The following is a 26,337-nucleotide window of genomic DNA, read 5'->3' as shown; positions in this document are numbered from 1 at the left end:
AAGGAGTGTAAGACATGATCAATCAACTTTCATGGAAAGTTGGCGGACAACAAGGTGAAGGTATTGAAAGTACAGGAGAAATATTCTGTATTGCCCTCAATCGCTTAGGTTATTACTTGTATGGCTACCGTCATTTCTCATCCCGAATCAAGGGTGGACACACGAATAACAAAATTCGTGTAAGTACTACGGAAACTCGTGCTATCTCTGATGATTTAGACATCTTAGTTGCTTTTGACCAAGAAACAATTGACGTCAATTATAAAGAATTACATGAGGGTGGCATCATAATCGCAGATGCAAAATTCAAACCTGTCTGCCCAGAAGATACAAAGGCAGAATTATATATTGTTCCATTTACGGAAATAGCAGCCGAATTAGGAACATCATTAATGAAAAATATGGTGGCCATAGGCGCGACATGTGCTGTTCTAGGAATGGAAATTTCCGTATTCAACGATGTGGTTGATGAAATATTCGGCCGTAAAGGTGAAGAAATCGTTAAGAAGAATATGGATGCCATTACTGCTGGCTATAAGGCAATGGAAGTGTTGCTTGGAGAAAAACTGGGAGCAATGGAACTGGAAAAGGCAGACGGCCAAAAACGAATGTTCATGATTGGTAACGATGCCATCGCTTTAGGCGCAGTTGCAGGCGGTTGCCGCTTCATGGCAGCTTACCCGATTACTCCAGCCTCTGAAATTATGGAATACTTAATTAAAAAACTTCCTCAATTTGGTGGGACGGTCATACAAACTGAAGATGAGATCGCGGCGGCTACAATGGCAATCGGTGCAAACTATGGCGGTGTACGTGCCATCACAGCTTCAGCTGGACCTGGACTTTCCTTGAAAATGGAAGCGATTGGTTTAGCGGGCATTACCGAAACGCCAATTGTCATCGTCGATACTCAACGTGGCGGTCCATCTACGGGACTTCCTACAAAGCAGGAGCAATCCGATTTAATGGCGATGATTTATGGTACACATGGTGAAATACCTAAAATCGTCATGGCTCCGAGTACTGTTGAGGAAGCTTTTTATGATACGGCAGAAGCATTCAACCTTGCAGAGGAATATCAATGTCCAGTTATCGTTTTATCCGACCTACAGCTATCATTAGGTAAACAAACGGTTCAGCCGCTTGATTACGGCAAAGTGGAGATAAGACGCGGAAAATTGGTTGACTTTGAAATTGAAGAGTCTGAAAACAAATCTTACTTCAAGCGTTATGAAGTAACGGAAGACGGAGTCTCACCACGTGTAGTGCCTGGTATGAAAAATGGAATTCACCATGTTACAGGTGTTGAACATGATGAAACGGGCAGACCTTCTGAGACGGCTTTGAATCGTAAATTGCAAATGGATAAACGGATGCGTAAGCTGAATAATTTAACTAACACATTCCAAACACCAGTATACAAAAACACACCGCATGAAGAAGCGGATTTATTAATTCTTGGCTTTAACTCAACACGCGGGACGATTGATGAAGCGATCGGCAGGTTAGAAACGGATGGAATGAAAGTGAATCATGCGCATATCCGTTTGATTCATCCTTTCCCAGCTGATGAAGTCCTATCATTGGTGCAGAGTGCTAAGAAAGTGGTAGTTATTGAAAATAATGCGACTGGACAATTGGCTAATATTATCAAGATGAATGTTGGACATGTTAATAAAATTAAAAGCATCCTAAAATATGATGGCAACCCATTCCTCCCGCATGAAATTCACACACAATGCAAGGAGATGTTCGAATATGGCAACGTTTAAAGAGTTTCGTAATGATGTAAAACCTAACTGGTGTCCTGGCTGCGGAGATTTCTCCGTTCAGGCTGCCATGCAGCGTGCGGCAGCCAATGTAGGACTGGAGCCGGAGAATTTGGCCGTTGTTTCCGGTATTGGCTGTTCAGGTCGTATATCGGGTTACATCAAGTCCTATGGTTTCCATGGCATCCATGGCCGCTCACTGCCAATTGCCCAAGGAGTTAAAATGGCCAACCGTGAATTGACCGTTATAGCTTCAGGCGGTGACGGAGATGGTTTTGCGATCGGGATGGGACACACCATCCATGCGATCCGCCGTAATATCGACATTACGTATATTGTCATGGATAACCAAATTTATGGATTGACAAAAGGCCAGACTTCTCCTAGGTCCGCTGCTGGATTTAAAACGAAATCCACTCCAGAAGGATCAATAGAACAAGCTGTTTCACCTATGGAATTAGCATTGTCAGCTGGTGCTACGTTTGTCGCCCAAAGCTTTTCCACTGACTTGAAAGACCTGACGGCGATCATTGAAGCAGGGATAAATCATAAAGGGTTCTCCTTTATCAATGTTTTCTCTCCTTGCGTAACATATAATAAGATCAATACGTATGATTGGTTTAAACAAAACTTAACTAAATTGAACACGATTGAAGGCTATGATTCATCAAATAAAGAACAGGCCATGCAGACTTTGATGCAACATGACAGCCTTGTGACAGGGATTATTTATCAAGACTCTTCACGCCCTTCGTACCAGGAATTAGTGCCAGGGTATGCTGAAAAAGGGTTAAATAAATCAGAGCTGACACTGGATCAAGAACACTTTGATAAGCTCGTTGCTGAATTTATGTAAAAAGTTAAAAGGTTCACCCCTTAAGATGGGGTGAACCTTTTTTGTGATTAATTGGAAAGCTCAGTAGAGAGAATCACCATAATCCCTAAATTAGCTTACTACCAACCGTTATTGCATCCACAGCCGAATGAGAAGATATTGCAACGATTTCTTCTGCGACAATGGCGGTTGCGATCACGGTCGCGATCACGGTCACGATCATGGTCACGATCACGGTCGCGGTCGCGCCTATTACAGCCTCTCACGGCACGACAAAAATCGTCTGCGATTCTATCGTTATTATTGTCGTTACGATGATGGTCCCGGTCCCGATCCCGATCCCGATCCCGATCCCGGTCGTGATCGCGGTCGCGGTCGCGTCTATTACAGCCCCTCACAGCACGACAAAAATCGTCTGCGATTCTGTCGTTATTGTTGTTATCACGATGATCATGATTATTGCATCCACATGACATATAAGTCACTCCTTCAATAATTTTGTTGTACAAGATATCTTATTCGAGAGCGGACAAGATGCTATAGAAACATGACCCATTTAACAAAAATGTACGAAAGCCTAAAAATCATCATTATTAATGTGAAAAGGCCGGTACAAAAGCGATTATGGTATTTTTGTGATGGATTTTTCATATCTTTACTTATTGAGGTAAATGAAAAAGAACAGCCCTATTTTTCAGGGGGAATGTACATGTTGAGAGGTAAAATGAAAGCCATCGTCAAACACCACCGAGGTTATGGGGCACAATTACAAGTTGTCGATATACCGGATATTCGTGATGACGAGGTATTGATTAGGGTGAAAATGACCTCGATCTGCGGAACGGATATTCATATTTTCACCTGGGATGAATGGTCACAGGGAAGGGTGAGCCCGCCATACGTATTTGGGCACGAATTTGCTGGGGAAGTAATCGAGATAGGAGCAAGGGTCAGCAATGTTTCAATTGGTGATTGTGTATCTGCCGAAACACATATCGTTTGCGGTACATGCAGGCAGTGCTTAACCGGGCAATTCCATATTTGTCAAAAAACAAACATTATCGGTGTTGATAAACAAGGGTGCTTTGCAGAGTATATAGCTCTGCCAGCCAAAAATTTATGGAAAAATCCAAGTGATATGCCACTCGATATAGCTACCATCCAAGAACCGATGGGGAATGCAGTCCATTCAGTGCTAGCTGGCGAGGTGCTGGGTAAAACGGTGGCAATAATCGGTTGTGGTCCAATTGGGCTTATGGCGATTGCTGTAGCAAAGGCCGCAGGTGCTGATAAAGTAATCGCTCTTGATATTAATGATTATCGACTTCAGCTAGCCAAAAAGATGGGTGCCACACACCTCATTCATTCAATGAATCAGGATCCAGTGGAAATCACGAAAAGCCTCACAAGTGCGGATGGGGTGGATGTTGTTTGTGAAATGAGCGGTAATCCAGCAGCTATCCAACAAGGGTTCAAGATGGCGACCAATGGTGGAAGAATATCCATTCTAAGTCTGCCTTCTAAGCCCGTCACGATTAATATAACAGAGGATATCGTATTCAAGGGTCTTACTGTCCAAGGGATAACTGGAAGGAAGATGTTTTCAACCTGGCAACAGGTTTCAAGTCTGCTTGAAAGTGGCAAGGTTGATGTAAAACCAATGATTACCCATCGGTTCTCACTCAGTGATTTTGAAAAGGGATTTGAACTGATGATCAAAGGCCAGTGTGGTAAGGTTCTCCTTATACCTTGAACACCTAAAACGGTGGAAATTGCATGGTCTGCATTTGAAAAATCATGAAAGGGGAAAGCGTCATCCAAAAATGATAAGAAGAGGCTAAATTCGTCATAGCCTCTTCTTTCATGTTCTTATTTTCAATATTTGTGAAAAATTTCTTACAATTGAAGAAGCCACGACAGAATGATTGTTTCTTGCTGTTAAAAGCTTTATACTATGATAATGTGGATATATCACACTTAATAGCTAATATTTACTGGAAATTCTTAAAAAGGAATCCGTATAAATCCATTTGATGATAGGTCTTGGAATAGTTGGTGAAAGAAATAAACTAACTATTTTGAAAGGAGATTAACTATGAACGAGAAACAACGATTAGAATCACAACAAGTACAGGCTGAGAATCCAGCGGACAAAAAATCCGAAAAGGACTTCAGTAAGTACTTTCAAGCCGTTTATATTCCGCCTTCCTTAAAGGATGCGAAAAAGCGAGGAAAAGAAGAGGTAGAATATCATGATGACTTTGCCATTCCTGAAGGCTTCCGCGGAATGGGAGAAGGTAAAAAGTTTTACATTCGCACTTTTGGCTGTCAAATGAACGAACATGATACAGAAGTCATGGCGGGCATCTTTATGGCACTTGGTTATCAGGCGACAGACTCGGTGGATGATGCTAACGTCATTTTACTTAACACTTGTGCGATTCGGGAAGGCGCAGAGAATAAAGTGTTCGGTGAATTGGGGCATTTGAAATCATTGAAATTGGAAAAGCCGGATCTACTGCTTGGGGTTTGCGGCTGTATGTCACAAGAGGAGACAGTTGTAAAGCGGATTCTAGAGAAGCACCATTTTGTAGATATGATTTTCGGAACGCATAACATCCACCGCCTGCCGCAAATTCTTAATGAAGCTTATCTTTCCAAGGAAATGGTCATCGAGGTTTGGTCTAAAGAAGGTGATGTAATCGAGAACCTTCCGAAAGTGCGTAAAGGAAAAACCAAGGCATGGGTCAATATCATGTATGGCTGCGATAAGTTTTGTACATACTGCATCGTACCTTACACAAGGGGGAAAGAAAGAAGCCGCAGGCCTGGAGATATCATCCAGGAAGTCCGTCATTTAGCGGCACAGGGTTACAAGGAAATAACCCTGCTTGGACAGAATGTGAATGCTTACGGTAAAGATTTTACGGATATCGATTATCGTTTCGGCGATTTGATGGATGAAATCCGCAAAATCGACATTCCGCGTATTCGTTTTACGACAAGCCATCCCCGTGATTTTGATGATCATTTGATTGAAGTACTGGCTAAAGGCGGAAATCTCGTTGACCATATCCATCTTCCAGTTCAATCGGGAAGTACGGAAACACTTAAAATCATGGCCCGTAAGTATACACGCGAACAATATTTAGAGCTAGTTAAAAAAATCAAGGAAGCTATCCCAAGTGCATCGCTAACCACGGACATCATTGTAGGCTATCCGAATGAAACGGAAGAGCACTTTGAAGAAACGATGTCATTATACCGTGAAGTTGGTTTTGATGCAGCATATACTTACATCTATTCACCACGTGAGGGAACACCGGCTGCGAAAATGCAGGATAATGTACCGATGGAAGTGAAAAAGGAACGTCTGCAACGCTTGAATGCCCTTGTAAATGAAACGTGCGCATTGAAAATGAAAGAGTATGATGGACAGATTGTTGAAGTGCTCGTTGAAGGCGAAAGCAAGAAGAATGCGGAAGTATTAGCAGGTTATACAACGAAAAATAAGCTCGTGAACTTCAAAGGACCAAAATCCGCTATTGGCAAAATCGTAAAAGTGAAAATCACCGGAACGAAAACATGGTCATTAAATGGGGATATGGTTGAAGAAGCAACGGCGATTGAGGTGGAGTAATATGACTAAATATACTAAAGATGACATTCTGAATAAAGCGGCCGAGCTTGCTGAAATGATCGCAAGCACGGAAGAAGTCGATTTCTTTAAACGGGCAGAAGCTCACATCAATGAAAATCAAAAAATCCGTGAAATGATCGCCAGCATCAAGAGTTTGCAAAAACAGGCTGTAAACTTCCAACATTACGGCAAAGAGAAAGCATACAGTCAAGTGCAGGCCAAAATTGATGCACTGGAAAAACAATTGGATGAACTTCCGATCGTGCAAGAATTCAAACAATCCCAAGTGGATGTAAATGATCTTTTACAAATGGTCTCATCACAGGTATCGAATAAGGTGACGGACCTGATTATTGAATCAACCGAAGGCGATGTCCTTCGCGGTGAGACAGGTTCACAGGTACAAGCAGGCGGCGGAAGCTGTTCATGAATATTAAAAAAGCCCTTCTGGTTTCAGAAGGGCTTTTTTAATATGCGGAAATCCTTATACAGTGCCCATTCGTGACACATATCCCAAAACATGCGCATAAAATAACCTAGGTTTAAAACATTACAGCAGTTTTCAAACAATTAAAATTCTACGCACAATAGACTTTTACCACGCATAGGATGAATGGAAACTGTATGAGGAGGGTTCGCTAGCATGTCACAATATAGAGAGATAATTACTAAAGCGGTGGTGGCAAAAGGACGTAAATTCACAAAGTCCTCTCACACCATTTGCCCGGCTCATCATCCTTCTAGCATTCTAGGTTGTTGGATCATCAACCATAAATACGATGCAAAGAAAGTCGGCAAAAAGGTAGAAATTCACGGCAGCTACGAAATCAACGTCTGGTATTCTTATAACCATAATTCGAAGACGGAAGTTGTAACTGAAAAAGTGCAATATACCGACGTTATTTCGCTGAAATACCGTGATCCCGATTATCTTGATGACCATGAAATCGCTGCAAAAGCTGTCCAACAGCCGAATTGTTTAGAAGCATGCATCTCCCCATGTGGACAAAAAATCATTGTCCATGTGGAAAGGGAATTCTTTGTGGAAGTCGTCGGCGAAACGAAAATTTGTGTCGCTGTAAGTCCAGATGGCCGCTGTGAGGATGACTGGGGCTCTGATTTCGATGATGAGGATTTCGAAGATTTAGATCCGGATTTCCTTGATGAATTCGAAGACGAATAGAATATAGAAATTAATACCGGATGACATTCCCTTCATCCGGTTTTATTTAATTTGAAGTGGGACAAGTCCCTATGGCTTTGCAGATACAGCTAGCTTACAATGTAAAGGATAATTGATTTACCATGCAATTTCGAATACAGGCCATGTTGCATTTTCGTATGTTATAATGAAGGACATAAATGTGTAATAGATTATAGTTTGGAAAGGTTTTGAAGGAATGGCTGGATATACTCCAATGATACAGCAATATTTAAAAATTAAGGCAGAGTATCAGGATGCCTTTTTATTTTTTCGTTTAGGCGATTTTTATGAAATGTTTTTTGACGATGCACTGAATGCATCACAAGAGCTCGAAATCACATTAACGAGCCGAGAAGGCGGTAGTGAAGAGCGAATTCCGATGTGCGGCATTCCGTATCACTCGGCAGCTAATTATATTGATATATTGATAGAAAAAGGTTTTAAAGTAGCTATTTGTGAACAAACCGAAGATCCGAAGCAAGCGAAAGGTGTGGTACGCAGGGAAGTTGTCCAGCTGATTACCCCGGGAACGAAAATGGATAGTAAGGGTCTTCGTGAAAAGGAAAATAATTATATTGCCACCATCACTTATTTTACGGATGGTCAGTTTGGCTTTGGATACAATGATTTATCGACAGGGGAAAATAAGGTTACATTGATTGAGAGTTTCGAGGAAGTTCTGAATGAATTTGCCATCCTTGGTGCGAGTGAAGTGGTCATTGCCGAGGATTTCAATGAAGAATGGAAAAAAAGGCTTCAAGAACGGGGCGCAGCCGCTCTATCCCTAGAGAGTAATTTGGTCCAAAGCGAGTCATTCGCTCCATTGCTTCATTTGTTAAAAGACCAGAAACTGGCGACAACGACCTCACGTTTATTGAATTATCTATACCGTACCCAAAAACGCAGCCTGGATCATTTACAGCCAGTGCTTGCATATGAAACATCACAATATATGAAAATTGATTATTATAGCAAACGTAATTTGGAATTAACTGAAACCATTCGTTCCAAAGGTAAAAAAGGCTCATTACTATGGCTGCTTGATGAAACAAAAACAGCCATGGGCGGAAGGATGTTGAAGCAATGGATTGATAGACCGCTCATAAATAAAAAACAGATCGAGCGGAGACAAAGCCTTGTTGAAACCCTGAAAAATCAATACTTCGAACGACAAGACTTACGTGAACGCCTGAAGGAAGTGTACGACTTGGAGCGGCTTGCCGGAAGGGTGGCCTTCGGGAATGTAAACGCTCGGGACTTGATTCAACTGAAACGTTCCTTGCAACAGGTGCCGGTCATTCGTGAAATCGTGAAGTCAATGGCTTCCAATCAGGATATTTCAATCCTGGCCGATAAATTGGATCCTTGTGAAGAAGTGACGGATTTACTTGAAACGGCGCTTGTAGAAAACCCTCCATTGTCCGTGAAGGAAGGGAATATCATTCAGGATGGTTTCCATAAGGAGCTGGATACATACAGGGATGCCAGCAGAAACGGGAAAACTTGGATTGCACAGCTTGAACGCGAAGAGCGGGAACGCACCGGGATCAAATCCTTGAAAATCGGATATAATCGTGTATTTGGCTATTACATTGAAGTCACACGAGCAAATTTGCATCTGCTTGAAGAAGGCCGTTATGAACGGAAGCAGACTTTAACGAATGCCGAACGTTATATCACACCTGAATTGAAAGAAAAGGAAGCTTTGATTTTACAAGCAGAAGAAAAAAGCATCAGTTTGGAGTATGACTTATTCCTCAATCTTCGTGAAGAGGTCAAAAGCTATATCCCGCGCTTACAGGATTTGGCGAAAGGCGTCAGTGAACTGGATGTCCTGCAGTGCTTTGCGACGATTAGTGAAGAACGCCATTATGTGAAGCCTGTCTTTTCCGATGATCGAAGAATCGTACTGAAGGAAGGCAGGCATCCAGTGGTCGAGAAAGTCCTTCAATCACAGGAATATGTCCCCAATGACTGCTTTATGGATGGAGATCGGGAGTTACTCTTGATCACAGGGCCCAATATGTCGGGTAAAAGTACGTATATGCGTCAAATAGCGCTAACATCGATTTTAGCGCAAATTGGATGCTTCGTATCCGCAAGTATAGCTGAATTACCTATTTTTGATAAGGTATTTACCAGGATTGGCGCGGCAGATGATTTGATTTCCGGTCAAAGTACATTCATGGTCGAGATGCTTGAAGCAAGAAATGCCATCATGAATGCGACAGAAAACAGTTTGATATTATTTGATGAAATAGGCCGGGGAACATCAACTTATGATGGGATGGCGCTTGCTCAGGCTATCATTGAATATATTCATGAGGAAATTGGGGCAAAGACACTCTTTTCGACTCATTATCACGAATTGACTGTATTGGCAACGGAACTCCCAAAATTGAAAAATATCCATGTAAGTGCCATTGAGCAAAATGGAAATGTCGTTTTCCTTCATAAAATTAAAGAAGGGCCAGCAGATAAAAGCTATGGAATTCATGTGGCTAAGCTTGCTGATTTACCGGAGCAGTTAATAGATCGGGCGGCTGCTATTTTAGCCCAGCTAGAGAATGAAAATGGACAGGCAAAGGCGATTCCTGAACAGCCTGCTGCTGAAAAAGCATCTATTGCCGAAGCTGCCCCTGTTGCATCCGTCAATGAGGCACAGCTTTCCTTCTTTCGAGAAGAAGCTCCTAAAGGAAGGGTGAATTCTTCACCAAAGGAAAAAAAGGTGCTGGATGACATAAAATCACTGGATATCCTTGAAATGACGCCGCTTGAGGCAATGAATACCCTTTATAAATTACAAAAGAAACTTAAATGAGAATTAAAGCGAGGCGATAAAAATGGGAAAAATCATACAGCTTGATGAGGCTTTATCTAATAAAATCGCAGCTGGCGAAGTTGTTGAACGCCCAGCCTCAGTCGTTAAGGAACTTGTGGAAAACGCAATAGATGCAAACAGTACCATTATAGAGATTGAATTGGTGGAGGCTGGACTTGGTTCCATTCGGATCGTGGATAATGGCGATGGGATTTTACCTGATGACATAGAAGCCGCATTTAAACGTCACGCCACTAGTAAAATTAAAGATGAAAATGATCTCTTCCGAATCCGAACACTTGGCTTCCGCGGTGAAGCCATGCCCAGTATTGCTTCAGTTTCCCGTTTTGAAATGAAAAGCAGCACTGGCGAAGGGGTAGGAACGCGCATACTTCTTGAAGGAGGCTTGGTTAAGGAACTTGAGGCTTCATCCAGCCGTAAAGGAACGGATATCCTGGTTTCCGACTTGTTTTTTAATACCCCTGCACGGTTGAAATATATGAAAACCATTCATACCGAGCTAGGAAATATTACGGATGTCGCTAACAGGCTCGCACTTTCACATCCGGATGTTTCTATACGGTTAACACACAATGAGAAGCGTATCCTCCATACGAATGGTAACGGTGATGTCAGGCAGGTGCTAGCGGCAATCTATGGTACGAATATTGCCAAAAAGATGATTCCGGTTCAGGCAAGCTCCTTGGATTTCAAATTATCCGGATATATCGTCATGCCCGAGATCACCCGGGCATCAAGGAATTACATTTCAACCATGATAAACGGGCGCTTCATTAAAAACTATGCGCTCGTGAAAGCAATCCTGGATGGGTATCATACACTTCTTCCAATTGGACGTTTTCCAATCGCTTTGCTGAATATCGAAATGGATCCGATTCTTGTCGATGTCAATGTACATCCATCCAAAATGGAGGTAAGGCTCAGCAAGGAACAGGAATTGTACAGTCTTGTATCGGAAACGATTAAATTTTCGTTTAAAAAGATGTCTCTAATACCAAGTGGATATACACCAGCAGCAAAGCCGGAACAGGTGAAAAGTGAGCAAACCACTCTGGAATTGGACCATGTTGTGGAAAGCGGCAAGCGGGTCCTGGAAGAAGCCAAGAAAGAAGCTTCCCTCTTGAAGGATACCTTGATTCGGGAAAAGCAGGAACAAAAGAATTACGTGGATCATAATGAAGATTTCAATCTTGAACCAATAAAGGAAATAATCTATAGCACTGAACAGCAGCAAATGGAAGATGTCTATGTACCGGTCTTACAAGATGATGAAAGCAAATCATATTTCGAGTCTGCTGAAAAGTTTACAACCTACACAGTCGAACAAGAGGAGGAAATCGAGGCGAATGAACCGGAAAGCCGCATCCCTCCGATGTACCCGATTGGGCAAATGCATGGAACATATATTTTCGCCCAAAACGAAAAGGGCTTGTATATCATAGACCAGCATGCTGCCCAGGAACGGATCAAATACGAATACTTTAAAGAAAAAGTCGGTCGAGTTGAAAACGAGCTACAGGATATGCTGGTCCCCATCACCCTTGAATTTTCAACGGATCAATGTATCCGGATAAATGAATATCGGAATGAGTTGGAAAAAGTCGGCGTCTTTTTAGAGGAGTTTGGCTATAATGCCTATATTGTCCGATCGCATCCACAATGGTTCCCTAAAGGAATTGAACAGGAAATCCTTGAGGAAATGATAGAACAATTGCTATCGATGAAAAAGGTCGACATCAAAAAATTGCGCGAAGAAGCAGCCATCATGATGAGCTGTAAAGCCTCCATAAAGGCAAACCGTCATCTGCGCAATGATGAAATCCAAGCACTATTGGATGAACTAAGGCGGACAACCGATCCCTTCACATGCCCTCATGGAAGACCTATCATCATCTCATATTCCATATATGAAATGGAAAAAATGTTCAAACGGATCATGTAATTAAAAGCAATGGAGAATCCTTAGGTAATGGGGTTCTTCATTGCTTTTTTAGTTAAATGACCACATTTATTGGTCTATGCTCTTTATTCCTAGAGCTTTTGAAAAGTTTTCTGCTGAAGAGTCCTGATTTTGAATGTCCTAATCTTTCTGATACCACTTTGGAATTTTCTCCAATCTCCAACATTATAGTTGCATGTGTATGGCGTAAATCATGAAATCGAATCCTCTTCCTTCCGGCAAGCTTAATATCATAAAGAAACTGTTTGTGTATCGTATTGGGATTGACCGGTTTTCCACCAAAAGCAGAAACGACAAAGTGATCCTCTATTAACTTCAACCCCACTTCTAGTAGTTGTGCCTGTTTCTTAACTTTGTATGATTGTAATTCTTCAATGTAAGCGGATAAACAATTCGATCAGGGTGGTTTTGTATGTCCGGTGATCCTTTATACAACTCTAACAGGTGCGTTAGCTCCATAAGGCATAAAGGCCACAATAATTGTTCTCTTTTTTCACTAACCTGAACTTTATTAGGGAAGGAGTTTTTCTTCTGCTTTGAACAAGAATGTCTGTTCGATAAAATTAATGTAAAGGAGGAATCTTTCTATTGGGTACAATTCGTGATAGAGGGCTCGTTAAATAGGGGAGGTTGATTATTTCTTAAATAAAAAGCCTATCCTTGATGAATTCCAGATTGAAGAGTTTGAACACCACATTTGTTATGCGATGGAATATCATTTACCTACGAGGGAAATCCACATATATCCTATCACGAAAGAGTTACGTATTCAGAAGAAAGATAGCTCCTTTGAGGCATATACAGTTTAATGAGATTATTGTAGATGATTAATAAAAGCCCATCTCTAAAGTGAGAGGGGCTTGTTTTTTTGTTTTAATTAGGCTTAACTTTCTTAACTAACTCTAAATTTTGGTTCTCCATTTTAGGCCAATTTATAATAGCAACGTGATTATCCAGTCAGAATCCTAAATAGTTTATTAGTTAATGAAGATTGTCTATACCATTAATTAAAATATGCATAACGTATTAATAAGGTTTTTAGTATGAGCAAATTTAATAAGAATGGAGAACGATAATGGCAAATGGATGTAACCAAAATCCGATAGGGGCGTGTTCGGAAGCGGAAGGAATCAATACAACTGCTAATGGGACAGCCTCTCATGCGGAAGGAATGAATACAATTGCAAACGGGACTGCTTCTCATGCGGAAGGAAGTACCACAACTGCTGGTGGTAACGCTACACATACGGAAGGGTATGATACCGAAACAACTGCTGATACGGCACACGCAGAGGGATCTACTACGATAGCAAGCGGGGTTGCTTCCCATGCAGAGGGTTATCAAACTACCGCTATTGCAAATACTTCCCATGCTGAAGGAAGTGAAACAATCGCGACGGGAAACTCCTCCCATGCGGAAGGGTTTCGGACAGCGGCGACAGCAGATACAGCACATGCAGAGGGATCTACTACCACAGCAAGCGGGGTTGCTTCCCATGCGGAAGGTTTTAAAACTAATGCAATTGGAGCTCAATCGCATGCTGAAGGGAACAATACAATAGCTGCCGGAGCTAATTCACACACAGAAGGTTTGAATACGCAAACAACGATAAGCGGTGTTAACGCGCATGCGGAAGGAGAAGGGAATACAGCAAGTGGCAGGGCCTCCCATGCGGAAGGAGGTGGAGTAGATCAAATGGGTAATCCCGCACCTACCTTAGCAAGCGGGGATGGTGCTCACGCAGAAGGCATAGGGACAACAGCTAGTGGTCCTGGAGCCCATGCAGAAGGATTCCAAACATCTGCCAGTGGTCCTGGAGCCCATGCAGAAGGATTCCAAACATCTGCCAGTAATCCTGCTGCCCATGCGGAAGGAATTAGTACAAACTCCAATGGACTTGCTTCTCATGCCGAAGGCGTCGATACAACGGCGAATGGATTTGCTGCGCACGCGGAAGGATTAAGTACAAATGCTAGTGGGGATTCTTCCCATGCAGAAGGGGAGGGTTCTGTCTCCAGTGGGCCACGTTCTCATGCGGAAGGGCAAAGTACAACCGCCAGTGGAGATGCTTCTCATGCCGAAGGGCAATCTACAATTGCTGATGGACTATTTTCCCATTCTGAGGGAAATTCTACAACGACAAATGGATTTGAAGGAGCCCATATTATGGGATTAAATGGGGCGGTTAACGACGTAGATGGTGACCCAATTTATTCGTGGAATGTAGCTTTCGGAGTAGAGCAGTATGACCCTACAGGACTGGTTGGTAAACTTCTGAATAACGGTAATATGTTTATTGACGGTGCATATGGGACACCAGCCGGTGATTACGCAGAGATGTTTGAGACTGAAGATGGAAACCCAATTGATGTTGGCTACTTTGTTGCAGCATCAAATGAAGACAAAATTCGAAAAGCCACTTCAATAGACCACTTTATTTTAGGCATTACTAGTGCAACGCCAGGTGTATTGGGAAACAGTGGAGGTTTGCGCTGGCAAGGAAAATATCAAACCGATGAATGGGGAAGAAAAAAATATCATGATGTCACTCTTCCAGCTCAAAAAGACAAAAAAGGGAATGAAATTATTCCAGAAAGAAAAATAAAGCAACCCGTTCTTAATCCGGAATGGAACCCTAACCAAGAGTACTTGTCTCGTGTAAATCGACAAGAATGGGTAGCTGTAGGGATAATTGGTCAAATACGGGTTCGAGATGATGGAACAAGTGAAACTCACGGGTATTGCTGGCCAAATGATGAGGGGATCGCGACTAAAGCGGAGAAAGGATTTTTTGTATTAAAGCGTACCGGACCGAATCAAGTATTAGTTTTGGTCACTCCACTTCAAAAAAATTAAATGGTTAATACCATTGTATAGATCGGTTAGCTGATGAAGTGTAAAGAACGTATGATAATATGGAAAAACAAAACTCCAGAAAGATACAAAGAATCAGGATTGAACACATTTGTATGGGGGGGGTTCCTTGTTATTAAGGGGGATCAAATTGAGAATCCCTTATATTATAAGAAGAAACTCGGTAGAATACTGGGGATTGTATAACGGATAATTGTATCCAAGCGTGTTATGGATTTTATAATATCCATAAATCACGTTTGGTGACCACCATAATGTAAGGTGTGGCGAAGTAAATGAATACGGCTTTTTAACGGGTCATGTAATTAAAAGCAAGGGAGAACCCTTATGTAAAGGGGTTCCCCCTTGCTTTTTCGATTTCGATTTATTAGACGCCATCCATGAAGCGGGTATAGGACTTGAACAGGGTTAAACGGGTTCCAGGCACTTTCTTCAATAATAATAATATGGCGGGGTAGGCTGGTATTGATAGTTGTAAGACGGGGCAGTATACATTTGGTTATCATAGTGATTAGTATATTGAGGATACTGCTGCATGTCTTCTTCGGCCGCTCGATGGCAATTGGCTGGCGGACCGATGAATGTTGATGGCTGAACTGGTGCAATTACTTTTTTCCATTGGTTTTCATCCATGCAATAAGTATGAGCCATAATATTTGCAGGCGTCAATTTCAAGATATCTGAACCGAGGATCACCTCAGGTGTCGGTGCATTAAAAATGGCGAGCAAGTGGGTATTATCAGCATTAGCCACTTCATAATGCCACCAACCTTGTGGGACGTTGGCTACTTGACCGGGTTTAATGGGATAATTTTGAATTTGCTTTGTAAATGGATTCAGTAAGGAAACGGTTGCCGCTCCAGAAATGCAATACACTAGCTCCGCTGCATTTTGGTGATAATGCGGTTCTACGACATTGTCTGTACTGAGGTAAATATCTAATAATGAAACATTTTCGAGGGTATTTAATTGTTTAACACCTAATGCATTAATATAGTTTTGATTGTCTTTTTTCATGAAATTGCTTTTATTGACATCGAAAAAGAATTGTGTGGATGGTGAAGTATAGTCCATATAAGAGACCATGAATTTATCATTCCTTTTTTAAGACTTGATTTTTCAGGATATGTTAAATCTCATTCTAATGTGCACTAACCCAGTGGTTATGTGTCTATCGAGGTGATAAGGGTTGCTGATGATACTGTCATTGAATGAATGATAAAACAGTGACTTCGGGTAACGTATTAGTCATGGTTATTATATCAATATTATTTTATATATTTTATAACCGAAATTACTAATCTGATTATTGGATATAATCAAACTTTTAATAAGCAGGATTTCCCCATTGCGTGACTTTAAATTACAGTGATATAATGTTCTCTATGATTTTAAAGTTTAACATAGGAAGTGGCTAAATTGTCGAACAATTCAAAAGAGAGTAAATTCGTCCCGTACGTCTCTGCATCTAAATCTCTACCGGAATTAACTGCAACTGCAATCATTCTAGGGATCATTCTTGCAATCGTATTCGGGGCGGCAAATGCATACTTAGGCCTACTTATTGGTTTAACTGTCTCTGCTTCAATACCCGCAGCGGTAATTTCAATGGCTATCTTAAGAGGGGTTTTTCGCAGGGATTCAATATTAGAAAACAATATTGTGCAAACGATGACCACAGCAGGTGAAGCTATTGGTGCCGGTGCTGTATTTACCATACCAGCATTATTCATGTGGGACATGGACGTGAGTCAAGGATTCATCATTTTCGTTGTATTAACTGGGGGATTTTTAGGGGTCTTCATGATGGTTCCCCTTCGCCAGCTTTTGATTGTAAGGGAACATGAAACATTACCATATCCTGAAGGTACGGCATGTGCCGAGGTCCTGAAGTCAGGAGAAAAGGGTGGTACAAGCGCGAAACTAATCGGAGCCGGTTTGGTTATCGGCGGTGTCGTTAAAGGGCTTGGTGATGGATTTAAGCTTTTCAAGACAGAGGTTGAAACAGGAATCACGAATTTTAAAAATGCAGTGGTTGGTCTTGATGCCTTTCCTTCCCTTTTAGGTGTAGGTTATATTATTGGACCGCGTGTTGCAGGACAAATGCTAGGTGGGGGTTTATTAGCCTGGGTCGTTCTAATACCGGCCATCAGCTTTTTTGGCGGAAGCAATGGAACAGCCATTTTCCCCTCTGATGTACCGATCGGTGAATTGGATGCATGGGGAATTTGGGATAATTATATACGCTATATTGGTGCTGGTGCCGTTGCAACTGGCGGATTGATCACATTGATCAAAACATTACCAATACTTTTCAGTTCAGTTTTTGATACTCTTAAAGGCGTAAAAGCCAATAAAGGACAACTAAAATCAGGTTCGATCCGTACAGAACAAGACATGCCGGCTAAATACGTTTGGCTGGGAACGACCATCGTAATTTTAATCATTGCTTTCACACCTATAACAGATGTAGGAATCATCGGTGCGATTGCAATTGCGATTTTTGGATTTTTATTCGTTACAGTGGCTTCAAGGGTTGTTGGAATCGTTGGAAGTTCTTCTTCCCCTGTTTCTGGAATGACGATAGCTACACTATTGATTGTGGCCATTGTCTATAAAGCTACTGGTTTTACTGGTACGACTGGAATGGTAGCCGCATTAACCGTCGCTGCGATCATTTGTACGGCACTTGCGGTTTCAGGTGATGTTTCACAAGATCTAAAAACAGGATATATCGTCGGCGGAACACCATGGAAACAACAAATTGCCATGATGATAGGTGTTGTTGCGTCCGCTTCTGTCATTGGTTTTATCCTGGTTCTGATGGATAATGCATATACGATGGGATCTGCAGAACTACCTGCACCTAAAGCGGCACTAATGAAAATACTTGCTGAAGGTGTTCTAGGGGGGGATTTACCTTGGACCCTCATCTTTATCGGTGCTGCTATTTCCATCACATTAGAGTTTTTCGGTCTGAATTCACTTGTTGTTGCAGTAGGCATTTACTTGCCGGTTCATACTAGTGCCCCAATCATGATCGGTGGATTTATTCGATTCTTCGTTGAGTTCTTCTCGAAAACAAAAGAAGCGCTTAAAGAACGGGTTGATAGAGGGGTATTATTTGCCTCTGGTTTAATAGCAGGTGAATCATTGATTGGTGTTCTTATTGCCATATTGATCGCAGCAGGCGTCCAAGTTCCGGCTGCGGCTAAATTAGCCAGCAATTTGCTGCCATTCCTACTATTCCTTGCTCTAGCTGGATTGCTTTGGTTCGTATCCAGCAAAGGGAAAAAAGAAGATGCTTCGTAAACGCCAATCAAAGAAGAGGAACCTGTTAACTATGGTTCCCCTTTTGGAAAGACGCGTCACTATGGTACATGAATCTTCGGAAGCAACTTTTTTGGTCATTCAAAGGACCAATTTTGTGGAACGAATTACAATTCGTTTCTTTAAACAACCATCAGTCCGTAAAATCAAGCTTGATAAGTTTGGGGCATATGCCATTAAACAGATGCAGTTCCAAAGGAATGTAAATCAGATTTCTGAAGCGATGAGTGAACATTTTGGCGAGGATGCGGAACCAGCCTTACCGAGGTTGATGAAGTTTCTGGAGATTCTTGAGGTTCATGATTGGATCATATGGGATGATGAAGAAGAAAAATGAAAAAAAGCTGAAGCACTTCTGGGTGCTTCAGCTTTTTTCTGTTTTAAATAAATTTTCATTAGGTTTACGACATTTTATTAACCTGCATTTTCTAGAATTGGACTATTAGTATAATTATTTGTAATAACTTTATATAAGTTGTATTCTTGTACTGCTGTTCATGATTAATAAAAGCAAAAATATTCATATTTTGAAGAGCAGGTGGGTTATTATGGGAAGGGTACAAGGTAAAATAGATAGCATTAGTGACAGGTGGAGCTTCAGGTATAGGGTTATCCATATCCACACTGATGGCTAAAGAAGGCGCAAAAGTCGTGATTGCTGATTTTAACGAAGCAGGAGCAAAATAAGCGGCCGAAAACATTAAAAAACAAGGTGGGGAAGCGGCTGGAGTATTCTTGGATGTTGGACCGAGCAGATTCTATCCAGGCAGCAGTCGACTTTACAATTGAACAATATGGTGCGGTTACGGTACTTGTTAATAATGTGGGTGTAACTAACCTGCATAAAGATCTGGATGTCGTGAATTTAGATTTGGAAGAATGGAACCGACTGATGTGAATTTAAAAAGTGTCCTATTGGGAAGCAGGTTTGCAATTCCTCACATGATTAAAGCGGGAGGGGGATCGATAATCAATACTGCCTCGATGGCTGGGTTTACAGGTGACACCGTACGCTCTGCATATGGTGCGTCCAAAGCGGGGGTAGTGAATTTGACCGGTATATCGCTGCACAGTATGGTAAAGATCATATTCGTTGTAATGGAGTGGCACCGGGCCTTATTTTAACTCCTGCAGCGAAAAAAAATATGCCTCAGGCCGTACTCGATATTTTTGCCAAATTTAATGCATTGCCATATCATGGTGAAGCGGAAGATATCGGCTATACCGTGCTATTCCTTGCATCTGACGAGTCCAAATTCATTACAGGTCAGACGATCCAAGTGGAAGGCGGTCATTATATAGCCAACCCAAGCATCTCTGATTTTAATGATTATGTAACTAAAGAAAAATCCAATTAATTGTCTGGACATTCATATAACAAAACCTTACCCTGGATAAGATCAGCCTTATCCGGGGTTTTTAATTAGGAAGCCCTAAATTTTAAAAAACATGAAGCAGGTGTAAATAACAATGGAAGAAACGAATTATGATGAAATGCTGAACATCAGGACGGAAGGTGAACAAAAAAAATTCAATGATTCCTTGCATTATCACCGCTATGAGCCTACGCCATACAGTGCATTAGAACATTTATTCAAAAAATATGCACTGAAAAGAAATGATCGCATTGTGGATTTTGGATGCGGTAAAGGACGCTTGAATTTTTTTATCCATCACTTATATCAATCATCTGTAGTTGGCGTGGAGATGAATGAAAATTTCTATAAAGAAGCGATCGAGAATCTGAATGGCTACATGAAGAAAAGGAAAAACAACAATGGAAATATAGAATTCCACTGTTGTTTGGCAGAAGAATATGATATTGATACGAAAGACAATCGTTTTTATTTCTTTAATCCGTTCTCGGTACAGATTTTCATGAAAATCATCAATAACATTTTGCTTTCCTTTGAAAAAGAACCGCGCCAAATCGAAATTATATTATTTTATCCTTCACAGGATTATATTTTTTTCCTCGAAAATCAAACCGCATTCGAGCTGAAAAACGAAGTGATGTTACCTGGCTTGACTGAATCTAATCCTTTTGAGAAATTCGTCATATACGAATTGTTGAATTGAATGGATACTCGTTTTTTGGTGATAATCAAGTATATATTAAAAGCACCCAAGCAATCATTGATGCTTGGGTGCAATGAGTGAAGCCATTAAAGATGCTTAATTTACAGCATATTGTAAAATCTTTTGAGACTGTGGTACATATTGTTTTCCTATATAAAATTGAAGCCAAATCATAAAAATTAAATGGTCCAGGGCTTCCGGCTGTTGTCCGTATCTCCCTAGTCTATTAGATTAGGTTATGATTTCCTCTCATAATGTAGTCGATTTGCGTAAGATTTTTTTTAATTAAAGTTCCAGTTGGTTTCAGAAATTCCCTCCCTTTCCACCGACTGTCTGTAAAACCTCATCAAGGAAGATCCAGCCGAGGCTGGCTAGCCCGTTATTTTGTAGCAGTGTCGCAAATTTCTTCAATCTAGTGAGGGTTTCATCAGTAAAAAGCGTCTCCTTTTAAAAATTATGATTAGGTGTGTGCTCGAATTAGAATCAAAATGCCGTATTAAAAGTTTACAAAAAAATGGGATGCCTTAATTAATAAGGCATCCGTCTTATTTCAATAGTTCCGCTCGATGATAAAGTGTGCGCGATCGCCTCTAAAGAGAGTTTTAGAGAATTCAATGACCGATCCGTCATTCTCATATGTGTAAGTTTCTAAGGAAAAACAAGGTGAGCCGTTCGGTACATCCAATTTGTCAGAAATGGAATCGTCGGCAAGTGAAAATTCCAAGTGTTCGACGGTTTTTTTTACTTTTAAATTGAATTGTGTTTCAAGTACTTTAAAGAGTGACTTTTCACAAGCTTCGATATTAAGCCCGGGTGTTTTATACCAAGGGAGAAAGGCAATTTCATATTGAAGGGGGATGTCGTTTACGTAACGTATCCGTTCCAGTTTATTTACAGGGTCTCCAATATTCTGTTTGAAAAGCTTGGCAAGGGTAGCATTTGCTTCAATCACCTTTAAGCTAATGACCTTTGTAGAAGGGTTTTTACCTTGCATCGTGACTTGCTCAGAGAACTTTTCAACCGTGCTTGTAAGAAATTGCTTCACTTTATTCTCCGAAACGAAAGTCCCTTTGCCTTGAACACGGTAGATATAGCCTTCGACGTTCAATTGCTGCAAGGCCGTACGAACTGTTGTCCTGCTTACTCCGTATATTTTACAAAATTCGGCCTCCGTCGGTAATTTTGTATTTGGTTGATATTCGCCATTTTTTATGAGATCGATAATCGATTCCTTAACTATGGAATGCAAAGCCGCTTCTTTATTCATGGTCTCCACAGTGATTCCTCCTATGTTCATTCCCAATATATACATATAGATTATCTCGGATAAGTGCAATAATCAACTTTAAATCGAAAATTTGTAGTAACAAATTAAAAATTGTGTTGATATTTTTTATATTTGTAACTACAATGTATGTATGGAGGTAATAATACCCATTTCATATCGCCTTTCAAGGGAAGTGATAAAACAAAGTAACATCGATTAGTACAAAAATGTGGTTTAGTCTTAATTGAAAATACTGAATAATCAATCATTAAAAGGGGGGTAATTTAAATGAATATCTTATTATGTTGTTCTGCGGGGATGTCTACTAGTTTATTAGTTACCAAGATGGAAGAAAGCGCTAAAAAACAAGGGATAGAATGTCATATATGGGCTGTGGGTTCTACAGAAGTGAACAATGAAATAGATAAGGCCGATGTGATTTTATTAGGTCCGCAGGTTAGATATCTTCTTTCCAAGTTACAGGAATCGGGTAAAGAAAAGGGTATTCCAGTCGCAACCATCAATCCAATGTTCTATGGACTATGTAATGGTGAAGAAGTACTAAAACAAGCCACTACTTTAATAAAAGGAGAATAAGGATATGATGACTTTTATTGATAAGTATATTATGCCTGGGGCGGTAAAGGTAGGAAATAACCGGCATTTGCTTGCGATTCGTGACGCATTGATTGGAATGATAGCGATTACAATGATTGGGTCATTCGCCGTCCTGTTTAATAATCTCGGGCAAGTCATCAAGCCTTACGGAAGAATGATGGAGGCCATCTTCGGTCCTGCATGGAATACGCTGGGCGGTGATATTTGGTTTGGAACCTTTGCATTCATGACGGTATTCGCTGTATTCGGCATCTCTTATAAATTGGCACGATCCTACGGTGACGATGGTTTTGAAGCGATGCTGGTTTCCGCAGCCTGTTTCTTCTTATTATTGCCTCAAATCGGAAATGTCACTTTAACCATCGATGATAAGGATGTAACAGGCGGGGCATGGGGTTTTGTAAGCGTGAACTATTTTAATGCTACAGCCCTATTTACAGGAATTGTCGTTGCCTTAATTGCCACTGAAATCTTTGTGAGACTTTCACGAGTGAAATATTTAGTCATCAAGCTGCCAGATGGAGTACCCCCAGCGGTAGCCCGTTCATTTGCAAAGTTAGTGCCGGGTATGGCGACGATTTTTATCGCTGGTGTATTCGGACTGCTATTCCGTAAAGTTACGGATGGGCAAATCTTGAATGACTGGCTTAGTAAAGTGATTGTATCTCCATTACAAAGTGCAGTAGATTCATTGCCATTCGCTATTTTACTAGTATTTCTTGTTCATTTATTATGGATGATCGGTTTGCATGGACCCAATATCCTCGGCGGGATAACGACACCGCTTTTTGAAAGTTCGGGAGTGAAAAATATCGATTTATATGCAAAAGGCGTCAAAGACATGGATCAATACGGGGTATTGGCGGGTTCCTTCCTGGATGCATTTGTTTATTTAGGCGGATCTGGTGCAACATTGGGCCTTATCATTGCAATGATCATTGCCGGTCGGAAACGGTATAAACAGATGATTGCACTCGGAGGGGCACCAGGAGTGTTCCAGATTAACGAACCCATTCTTTTCGGATTGCCTATCGTTCTGAATCCAATGTGGTTCATCCCATTTGTTCTCGGCCCGGTAATTACTACGGTGATCTCATATATCGCGGTAAGCAGCGGAATGGTTTTCCCGATCGTCGCTAAGATTCCATGGGTTACCCCTCCGATCGTGGGTGGATTCCTGGCCACAGGCGGGCATATGTCCGGAGCGGTCTTGGCTGCAATCAATTTAGTCATTTCAACAGCGATTTATTTACCATTCGTTTATGCTCAAGTGAAGTTAGACACTAAAAATAAACCAGAGCTTACAAAAGATTCAGAAACGCTAAGCGTTTAAGAAAGTAGTGATGAAAATGGAAAAAGAAGAATTATACCAACTATCCTTTCAATTGATTTTATATAGCGGGAATGCGAGAAGCTTTGCAATGGAAGCGATGCAGGAAGCAAAGAAAAGGAATTTTGATTCTGCTCGCGTCAAAATAGCCGAGGCCGAAACGGAATTACTGCAAGCCCATAAATACCAAACCCAATTAATTCATGCTGAGGCGGGCGGGGACCAATTTGATCTTCCCATTATTCTGGTGCATGCACAAGATCATTTAATGACAGCGATGACTATAAAGGATCTTGCAATCGAAATGATTGATCTACGGGAAGAATTCTTACATGCAGATGCTGTGAAGGAGAGGACTGCTGAATGAGCAAAGGGTTGAAGATTGTCACGATTGGCGGAGGTTCGAGCTATACGCCTGAACTGATCGAAGGTTTCATCAAATATCATGAAAAACTTCCGGTGAGTGAAATTTGGCTCGTGGACATCGAAGCGGGAAAGGAAAAGCTTGAAATTGTCGGGAATTTGGCAAAAAGGATGATTGAAAAGGCTGGTGTGAATATTGAAGTCCATCTCACGCTAGACAGAAAGAAAGCGCTTAAAGGCGCTGATTATGTAACAACCCAGTTGCGGGTTGGCCAGCTCGCAGCAAGGGCGCTTGATGAAAAGATTCCATTGAAACACGGAGTGATCGGACAGGAGACGAATGGACCAGGCGGGCTTTTCAAGGCTTTTAGAACGATTCCCGTCATTCTGGATATTGCTCATGAAATGGAGGAATTATGTCCGGAAGCATGGCTGATTAACTTCACGAATCCTGCAGGAATGGTAACGGAAGCAGTTCTGCGTCACAGTAATATTTCCAAAATCATCGGCCTTTGCAATGTGCCGATTGGTATGGAACGAGGTGTTGCGGATTTAATGGAGGTGGAGCCATCTAGAGTCCGGATCGACTTTGCTGGCTTGAACCATATGGTTTACGGCTTGGATGTATTCGTTGATGGCGAGAGTGTCAAAGATCAAATCATCCATTTGATTACAGATCCATCTAATGCTGTCACGATGAAGAATATCCATGCAATGGGCTGGGAACCTGAATTCCTAAGAGCGTTAAACCTGTTTCCGTGTCCATACCACAACTACTATTATAAAACGGGAGATGTGCTAGCACAAGAATTGAAGGATGCAGAAAAAGGGGAAACACGTGCAGAGGTCGTTCAAAGACTTGAAACAGGTTTATTCGAGCTATACAAAGACAAGGATCTGGCTATCAAGCCGCCGCAGCTTGAAGAGCGCGGAGGTGCGTACTACAGTGATGCGGCAGTAAGGTTGATTTGCTCGATGCATACTGATAAGCGAGATATTCAAGCGGTAAATACCGTAAACCATGGTGCGATTGAAGGCATCCCCTATGGCTCGGCGATTGAAACCAGTTGCGTGATAACTAAGGATGGTCCTAAGCCTATCAATGTAGGTGAGCTTCCTGTCGCAGTCCGCGGTTTAATTCAGCAAATCAAATCCTTTGAAAGGGTAGCCATCGAAGCTGCAATTTCAGGGGACTATGATACTGCGTTGCTTGCCATGACAATCAATCCACTCGTTCCAAGTGATCGGGTTGCAAAACTTATCTTAGACGAAATGCTGGAGGCGCATAAAGATTATTTGCCGCAGTTTTTTGAAAAAAAGGAGTTGCAGGATAATTTATCATGATTGAAGTCCTTGTAAATGCAGATGATTTCGGGTTAACTAAAGCGGTGAATTATGGGATTTTGGATAGCCACAAATATGGAATTGTCAATTCGGCAACGATCATGATGAATGCGAAAGCAACGGAGCATGCGATTGAAATCGCAAAGAAGACACCTTCGTTGAAGGTAGGTATACACTTAGTGCTGACATGGGGTGAACCTTTATTGAGTGATGTTCCGAGTTTAGTTGACGAATCAGGTTTCTTTAAAAAGCAAGGTTTGATATATGGGGATCCTGCCGGTATTTCCTTGAGGGAATTGGAGAGGGAGTGGTCAGCACAAATCGAAAGATTCTTGGAATTTGGTCTATTTCCGACTCATTTCGACAGCCATCATCATGTACACGGAATCACAGCATTTCTACCTGTAATAAAAAAGCTGTCTGATAAATACGGATTGCCAGTGCGTAATGCCGGAACGCACCTGGCTGGGATTCAAACCGTAACAGATGTATTCCTGGATGATTTTTATGGAGATATGGTGGTTGAAGATTATTTTAAAAACTTGAAGGGGAGGGTAACGGATGGGGCGAGCATAGAGATAATGACCCATCCTGCTTATATGGATGAAGAATTGATGGAAGTCTCCTCTTATAATGATAAACGCTTGAAAGAAACCCGGATTTTGATAAATGCAAAATTACCTGAGGGATTTGCCCTTAGATACAGCATCAACCAAGTTAAGATTTGATTTCTTTAATTACAAAAGAGGACCATTCATCAAATGATGAATGGTCCTTTTAAATTCAATGAGTGCTATATCCAAAAATTAATAAGCCAAGCTGAATAGGGCTTTGATGTGTGATAGATAGCGAACATTACTTGCTTCTTTCATCAATGTAGC

23 protein-coding genes and 1 pseudogene are annotated in these 26,337 nt (G+C 41.3%); 20 read left to right on the top strand and 4 right to left on the bottom strand.

What is annotated here, in order from left to right:
* Positions 1-14 precede the first annotated feature (14 nt).
* The 9 genes from ACFX4I_RS03290 to mutL all read left to right on the top strand — a co-directional run bounded on the left by ACFX4I_RS03290 (position 15) and on the right by mutL (position 12,232).
* Entirely contained in the window at positions 15-1,772 is a 1,758-nt protein-coding gene (locus ACFX4I_RS03290; RefSeq protein WP_076366399.1) for a 2-oxoacid:acceptor oxidoreductase subunit alpha, read from the top strand.
* Positions 1,759-2,625, top strand: a complete 867-nt coding sequence (locus ACFX4I_RS03285; RefSeq protein ID WP_230303231.1) for a 2-oxoacid:ferredoxin oxidoreductase subunit beta — start codon at positions 1,759-1,761, stop codon at positions 2,623-2,625. Before ACFX4I_RS03290 ends, ACFX4I_RS03285 begins: the two co-directional genes overlap by 14 nt.
* 161 nt (positions 2,626-2,786) lie before the next feature.
* Positions 2,787-3,077 carry a hypothetical protein gene (locus ACFX4I_RS03280; RefSeq protein ID WP_377419172.1) on the top strand — a complete coding sequence of 97 codons (291 nt, stop codon included), beginning with the start codon at positions 2,787-2,789 and terminating at the stop codon, positions 3,075-3,077.
* Between the two features lie 236 nt (positions 3,078-3,313).
* Positions 3,314-4,357 (top strand): L-threonine 3-dehydrogenase, encoded by a 1,044-nt coding sequence (gene tdh, locus ACFX4I_RS03275; protein WP_377419170.1) that lies wholly within the window; start codon positions 3,314-3,316, stop codon positions 4,355-4,357.
* A gap of 342 nt (positions 4,358-4,699) precedes the next feature.
* Positions 4,700-6,244, top strand: coding sequence for a tRNA (N6-isopentenyl adenosine(37)-C2)-methylthiotransferase MiaB (miaB, locus tag ACFX4I_RS03270; protein WP_048684706.1), 1,545 nt, complete (start codon positions 4,700-4,702; stop codon positions 6,242-6,244).
* Between the two features lies 1 nt (position 6,245).
* On the top strand, positions 6,246-6,674 hold the full coding sequence (locus ACFX4I_RS03265) for a YlbF/YmcA family competence regulator (protein WP_034313499.1): 429 nt from the start codon (positions 6,246-6,248) through the stop codon (positions 6,672-6,674).
* Positions 6,675-6,887: 213 nt separating this feature from the next.
* Positions 6,888-7,427 (top strand): outer spore coat protein CotE, encoded by a 540-nt coding sequence (locus ACFX4I_RS03260; RefSeq protein WP_057278378.1) that lies wholly within the window; start codon positions 6,888-6,890, stop codon positions 7,425-7,427.
* Between the two features lie 217 nt (positions 7,428-7,644).
* Complete coding sequence (gene mutS, locus ACFX4I_RS03255) at positions 7,645-10,269, top strand: DNA mismatch repair protein MutS (protein ID WP_377419168.1); 2,625 nt, start codon at positions 7,645-7,647, stop codon at positions 10,267-10,269.
* A gap of 22 nt (positions 10,270-10,291) precedes the next feature.
* Positions 10,292-12,232, top strand: a complete 1,941-nt coding sequence (gene mutL, locus ACFX4I_RS03250) for a DNA mismatch repair endonuclease MutL (protein ID WP_377419166.1) — start codon at positions 10,292-10,294, stop codon at positions 12,230-12,232.
* Between the two features lie 52 nt (positions 12,233-12,284).
* On the opposite strand, the gene ACFX4I_RS03245 is transcribed toward mutL, so the two are convergent.
* Positions 12,285-12,569, bottom strand: coding sequence for a tyrosine-type recombinase/integrase (locus ACFX4I_RS03245; RefSeq protein WP_377419164.1), 285 nt, complete (start codon positions 12,567-12,569; stop codon positions 12,285-12,287).
* Between the two features lie 756 nt (positions 12,570-13,325).
* Between ACFX4I_RS03245 and ACFX4I_RS03240 the strand changes: the two genes are divergently transcribed.
* A complete protein-coding gene (locus tag ACFX4I_RS03240) occupies positions 13,326-15,107 on the top strand; it encodes a peptidase G2 autoproteolytic cleavage domain-containing protein (RefSeq protein ID WP_377419162.1) in 1,782 nt (593 codons plus the stop codon).
* Positions 15,108-15,557: 450 nt separating this feature from the next.
* Here the strand turns inward: ACFX4I_RS03240 and ACFX4I_RS03235 are convergent, their stop codons facing one another.
* Entirely contained in the window at positions 15,558-16,211 is a 654-nt protein-coding gene (locus ACFX4I_RS03235) for a cupin domain-containing protein (RefSeq protein WP_377419160.1), read from the bottom strand.
* A 333-nt stretch (positions 16,212-16,544) separates the two neighbouring features.
* Here ACFX4I_RS03235 and ACFX4I_RS03230 point away from each other — a divergent pair, with 333 nt between their 5' ends.
* The 5 genes and pseudogenes from ACFX4I_RS03230 to ACFX4I_RS03210 all read left to right on the top strand — a co-directional run bounded on the left by ACFX4I_RS03230 (position 16,545) and on the right by ACFX4I_RS03210 (position 20,534).
* Positions 16,545-18,437, top strand: coding sequence for an OPT family oligopeptide transporter (locus ACFX4I_RS03230; RefSeq protein ID WP_377419158.1), 1,893 nt, complete (start codon positions 16,545-16,547; stop codon positions 18,435-18,437).
* Positions 18,427-18,792 (top strand): PqqD family protein, encoded by a 366-nt coding sequence (locus ACFX4I_RS03225; RefSeq protein WP_377419156.1) that lies wholly within the window; start codon positions 18,427-18,429, stop codon positions 18,790-18,792. Before ACFX4I_RS03230 ends, ACFX4I_RS03225 begins: the two co-directional genes overlap by 11 nt.
* A 245-nt stretch (positions 18,793-19,037) precedes the next feature.
* Positions 19,038-19,142, top strand: a complete 105-nt coding sequence (locus tag ACFX4I_RS03220; RefSeq protein WP_377419154.1) for an SDR family NAD(P)-dependent oxidoreductase — start codon at positions 19,038-19,040, stop codon at positions 19,140-19,142.
* 25 nt (positions 19,143-19,167) lie between these two features.
* Positions 19,168-19,813, top strand: a pseudogene (locus tag ACFX4I_RS03215) (SDR family NAD(P)-dependent oxidoreductase).
* A 112-nt stretch (positions 19,814-19,925) separates the two neighbouring features.
* Positions 19,926-20,534 (top strand): methyltransferase domain-containing protein, encoded by a 609-nt coding sequence (locus tag ACFX4I_RS03210; RefSeq protein ID WP_377419152.1) that lies wholly within the window; start codon positions 19,926-19,928, stop codon positions 20,532-20,534.
* A gap of 550 nt (positions 20,535-21,084) precedes the next feature.
* Here the strand turns inward: ACFX4I_RS03210 and ACFX4I_RS03205 are convergent.
* On the bottom strand, positions 21,085-21,801 hold the full coding sequence (locus tag ACFX4I_RS03205; protein WP_377419331.1) for a GntR family transcriptional regulator: 717 nt from the start codon (positions 21,799-21,801) through the stop codon (positions 21,085-21,087).
* Positions 21,802-22,089: 288 nt separating this feature from the next.
* Here ACFX4I_RS03205 and ACFX4I_RS03200 point away from each other — a divergent pair, with 288 nt between their 5' ends.
* Genes ACFX4I_RS03200 through chbG form a run of 5 tightly spaced genes read left to right on the top strand, consistent with a single transcriptional unit; the run spans position 22,090 to position 26,184 of the window.
* The gene (locus tag ACFX4I_RS03200; protein WP_230303804.1) at positions 22,090-22,398 is read left to right on the top strand and encodes a PTS sugar transporter subunit IIB; all 309 of its coding nucleotides are present in this window, start codon (positions 22,090-22,092) and stop codon (positions 22,396-22,398) included.
* Positions 22,399-22,402: 4 nt separating this feature from the next.
* On the top strand, positions 22,403-23,752 hold the full coding sequence (locus ACFX4I_RS03195) for a PTS sugar transporter subunit IIC (RefSeq protein WP_377419150.1): 1,350 nt from the start codon (positions 22,403-22,405) through the stop codon (positions 23,750-23,752).
* Positions 23,753-23,768: 16 nt separating this feature from the next.
* A complete protein-coding gene (locus ACFX4I_RS03190; RefSeq protein WP_098370952.1) occupies positions 23,769-24,116 on the top strand; it encodes a PTS sugar transporter subunit IIA in 348 nt (115 codons plus the stop codon).
* Complete coding sequence (locus tag ACFX4I_RS03185; RefSeq protein WP_283932796.1) at positions 24,113-25,456, top strand: 6-phospho-beta-glucosidase; 1,344 nt, start codon at positions 24,113-24,115, stop codon at positions 25,454-25,456. Before ACFX4I_RS03190 ends, ACFX4I_RS03185 begins: the two co-directional genes overlap by 4 nt.
* A complete protein-coding gene (chbG, locus tag ACFX4I_RS03180) occupies positions 25,453-26,184 on the top strand; it encodes a chitin disaccharide deacetylase (RefSeq protein WP_377419147.1) in 732 nt (243 codons plus the stop codon). The genes ACFX4I_RS03185 and chbG overlap by 4 nt, the downstream gene beginning before the upstream one ends.
* 78 nt (positions 26,185-26,262) lie before the next feature.
* Here the strand turns inward: chbG and ACFX4I_RS03175 are convergent.
* Positions 26,263-26,337: hypothetical protein (locus tag ACFX4I_RS03175; protein WP_238141571.1), on the bottom strand; the 75-nt coding region annotated here is incomplete at its 5' end.

This window comes from Peribacillus sp. YIM B13472 (assembly GCF_042788005.1).
GTDB classification, from domain to species: domain Bacteria; phylum Bacillota; class Bacilli; order Bacillales; family DSM-1321; genus Peribacillus; species Peribacillus simplex_E.
This window is presented reverse-complemented; position numbering and strand designations above follow the sequence as displayed.

Coding starts and splice junctions, on each gene's coding strand:
- ACFX4I_RS03290 (WP_076366399.1), top strand. CDS start 15: ATGATCAATCAACTTTCATGGAAAGTTGGCGGACAACAAGGTGAAGGT.
- ACFX4I_RS03285 (WP_230303231.1), top strand. CDS start 1,759: ATGGCAACGTTTAAAGAGTTTCGTAATGATGTAAAACCTAACTGGTGT.
- ACFX4I_RS03280 (WP_377419172.1), top strand. CDS start 2,787: ATGGCGGTTGCGATCACGGTCGCGATCACGGTCACGATCATGGTCACG.
- tdh (WP_377419170.1), top strand. CDS start 3,314: ATGTTGAGAGGTAAAATGAAAGCCATCGTCAAACACCACCGAGGTTAT.
- miaB (WP_048684706.1), top strand. CDS start 4,700: ATGAACGAGAAACAACGATTAGAATCACAACAAGTACAGGCTGAGAAT.
- ACFX4I_RS03265 (WP_034313499.1), top strand. CDS start 6,246: ATGACTAAATATACTAAAGATGACATTCTGAATAAAGCGGCCGAGCTT.
- ACFX4I_RS03260 (WP_057278378.1), top strand. CDS start 6,888: ATGTCACAATATAGAGAGATAATTACTAAAGCGGTGGTGGCAAAAGGA.
- mutS (WP_377419168.1), top strand. CDS start 7,645: ATGGCTGGATATACTCCAATGATACAGCAATATTTAAAAATTAAGGCA.
- mutL (WP_377419166.1), top strand. CDS start 10,292: ATGGGAAAAATCATACAGCTTGATGAGGCTTTATCTAATAAAATCGCA.
- ACFX4I_RS03240 (WP_377419162.1), top strand. CDS start 13,326: ATGGCAAATGGATGTAACCAAAATCCGATAGGGGCGTGTTCGGAAGCG.
- ACFX4I_RS03235 (WP_377419160.1), bottom strand. CDS start 16,211: ATGGTCTCTTATATGGACTATACTTCACCATCCACACAATTCTTTTTC.
- ACFX4I_RS03225 (WP_377419156.1), top strand. CDS start 18,427: ATGCTTCGTAAACGCCAATCAAAGAAGAGGAACCTGTTAACTATGGTT.
- ACFX4I_RS03210 (WP_377419152.1), top strand. CDS start 19,926: ATGGAAGAAACGAATTATGATGAAATGCTGAACATCAGGACGGAAGGT.
- ACFX4I_RS03205 (WP_377419331.1), bottom strand. CDS start 21,801: ATGAATAAAGAAGCGGCTTTGCATTCCATAGTTAAGGAATCGATTATC.
- ACFX4I_RS03200 (WP_230303804.1), top strand. CDS start 22,090: ATGAATATCTTATTATGTTGTTCTGCGGGGATGTCTACTAGTTTATTA.
- ACFX4I_RS03195 (WP_377419150.1), top strand. CDS start 22,403: ATGATGACTTTTATTGATAAGTATATTATGCCTGGGGCGGTAAAGGTA.
- ACFX4I_RS03190 (WP_098370952.1), top strand. CDS start 23,769: ATGGAAAAAGAAGAATTATACCAACTATCCTTTCAATTGATTTTATAT.
- ACFX4I_RS03185 (WP_283932796.1), top strand. CDS start 24,113: ATGAGCAAAGGGTTGAAGATTGTCACGATTGGCGGAGGTTCGAGCTAT.
- chbG (WP_377419147.1), top strand. CDS start 25,453: ATGATTGAAGTCCTTGTAAATGCAGATGATTTCGGGTTAACTAAAGCG.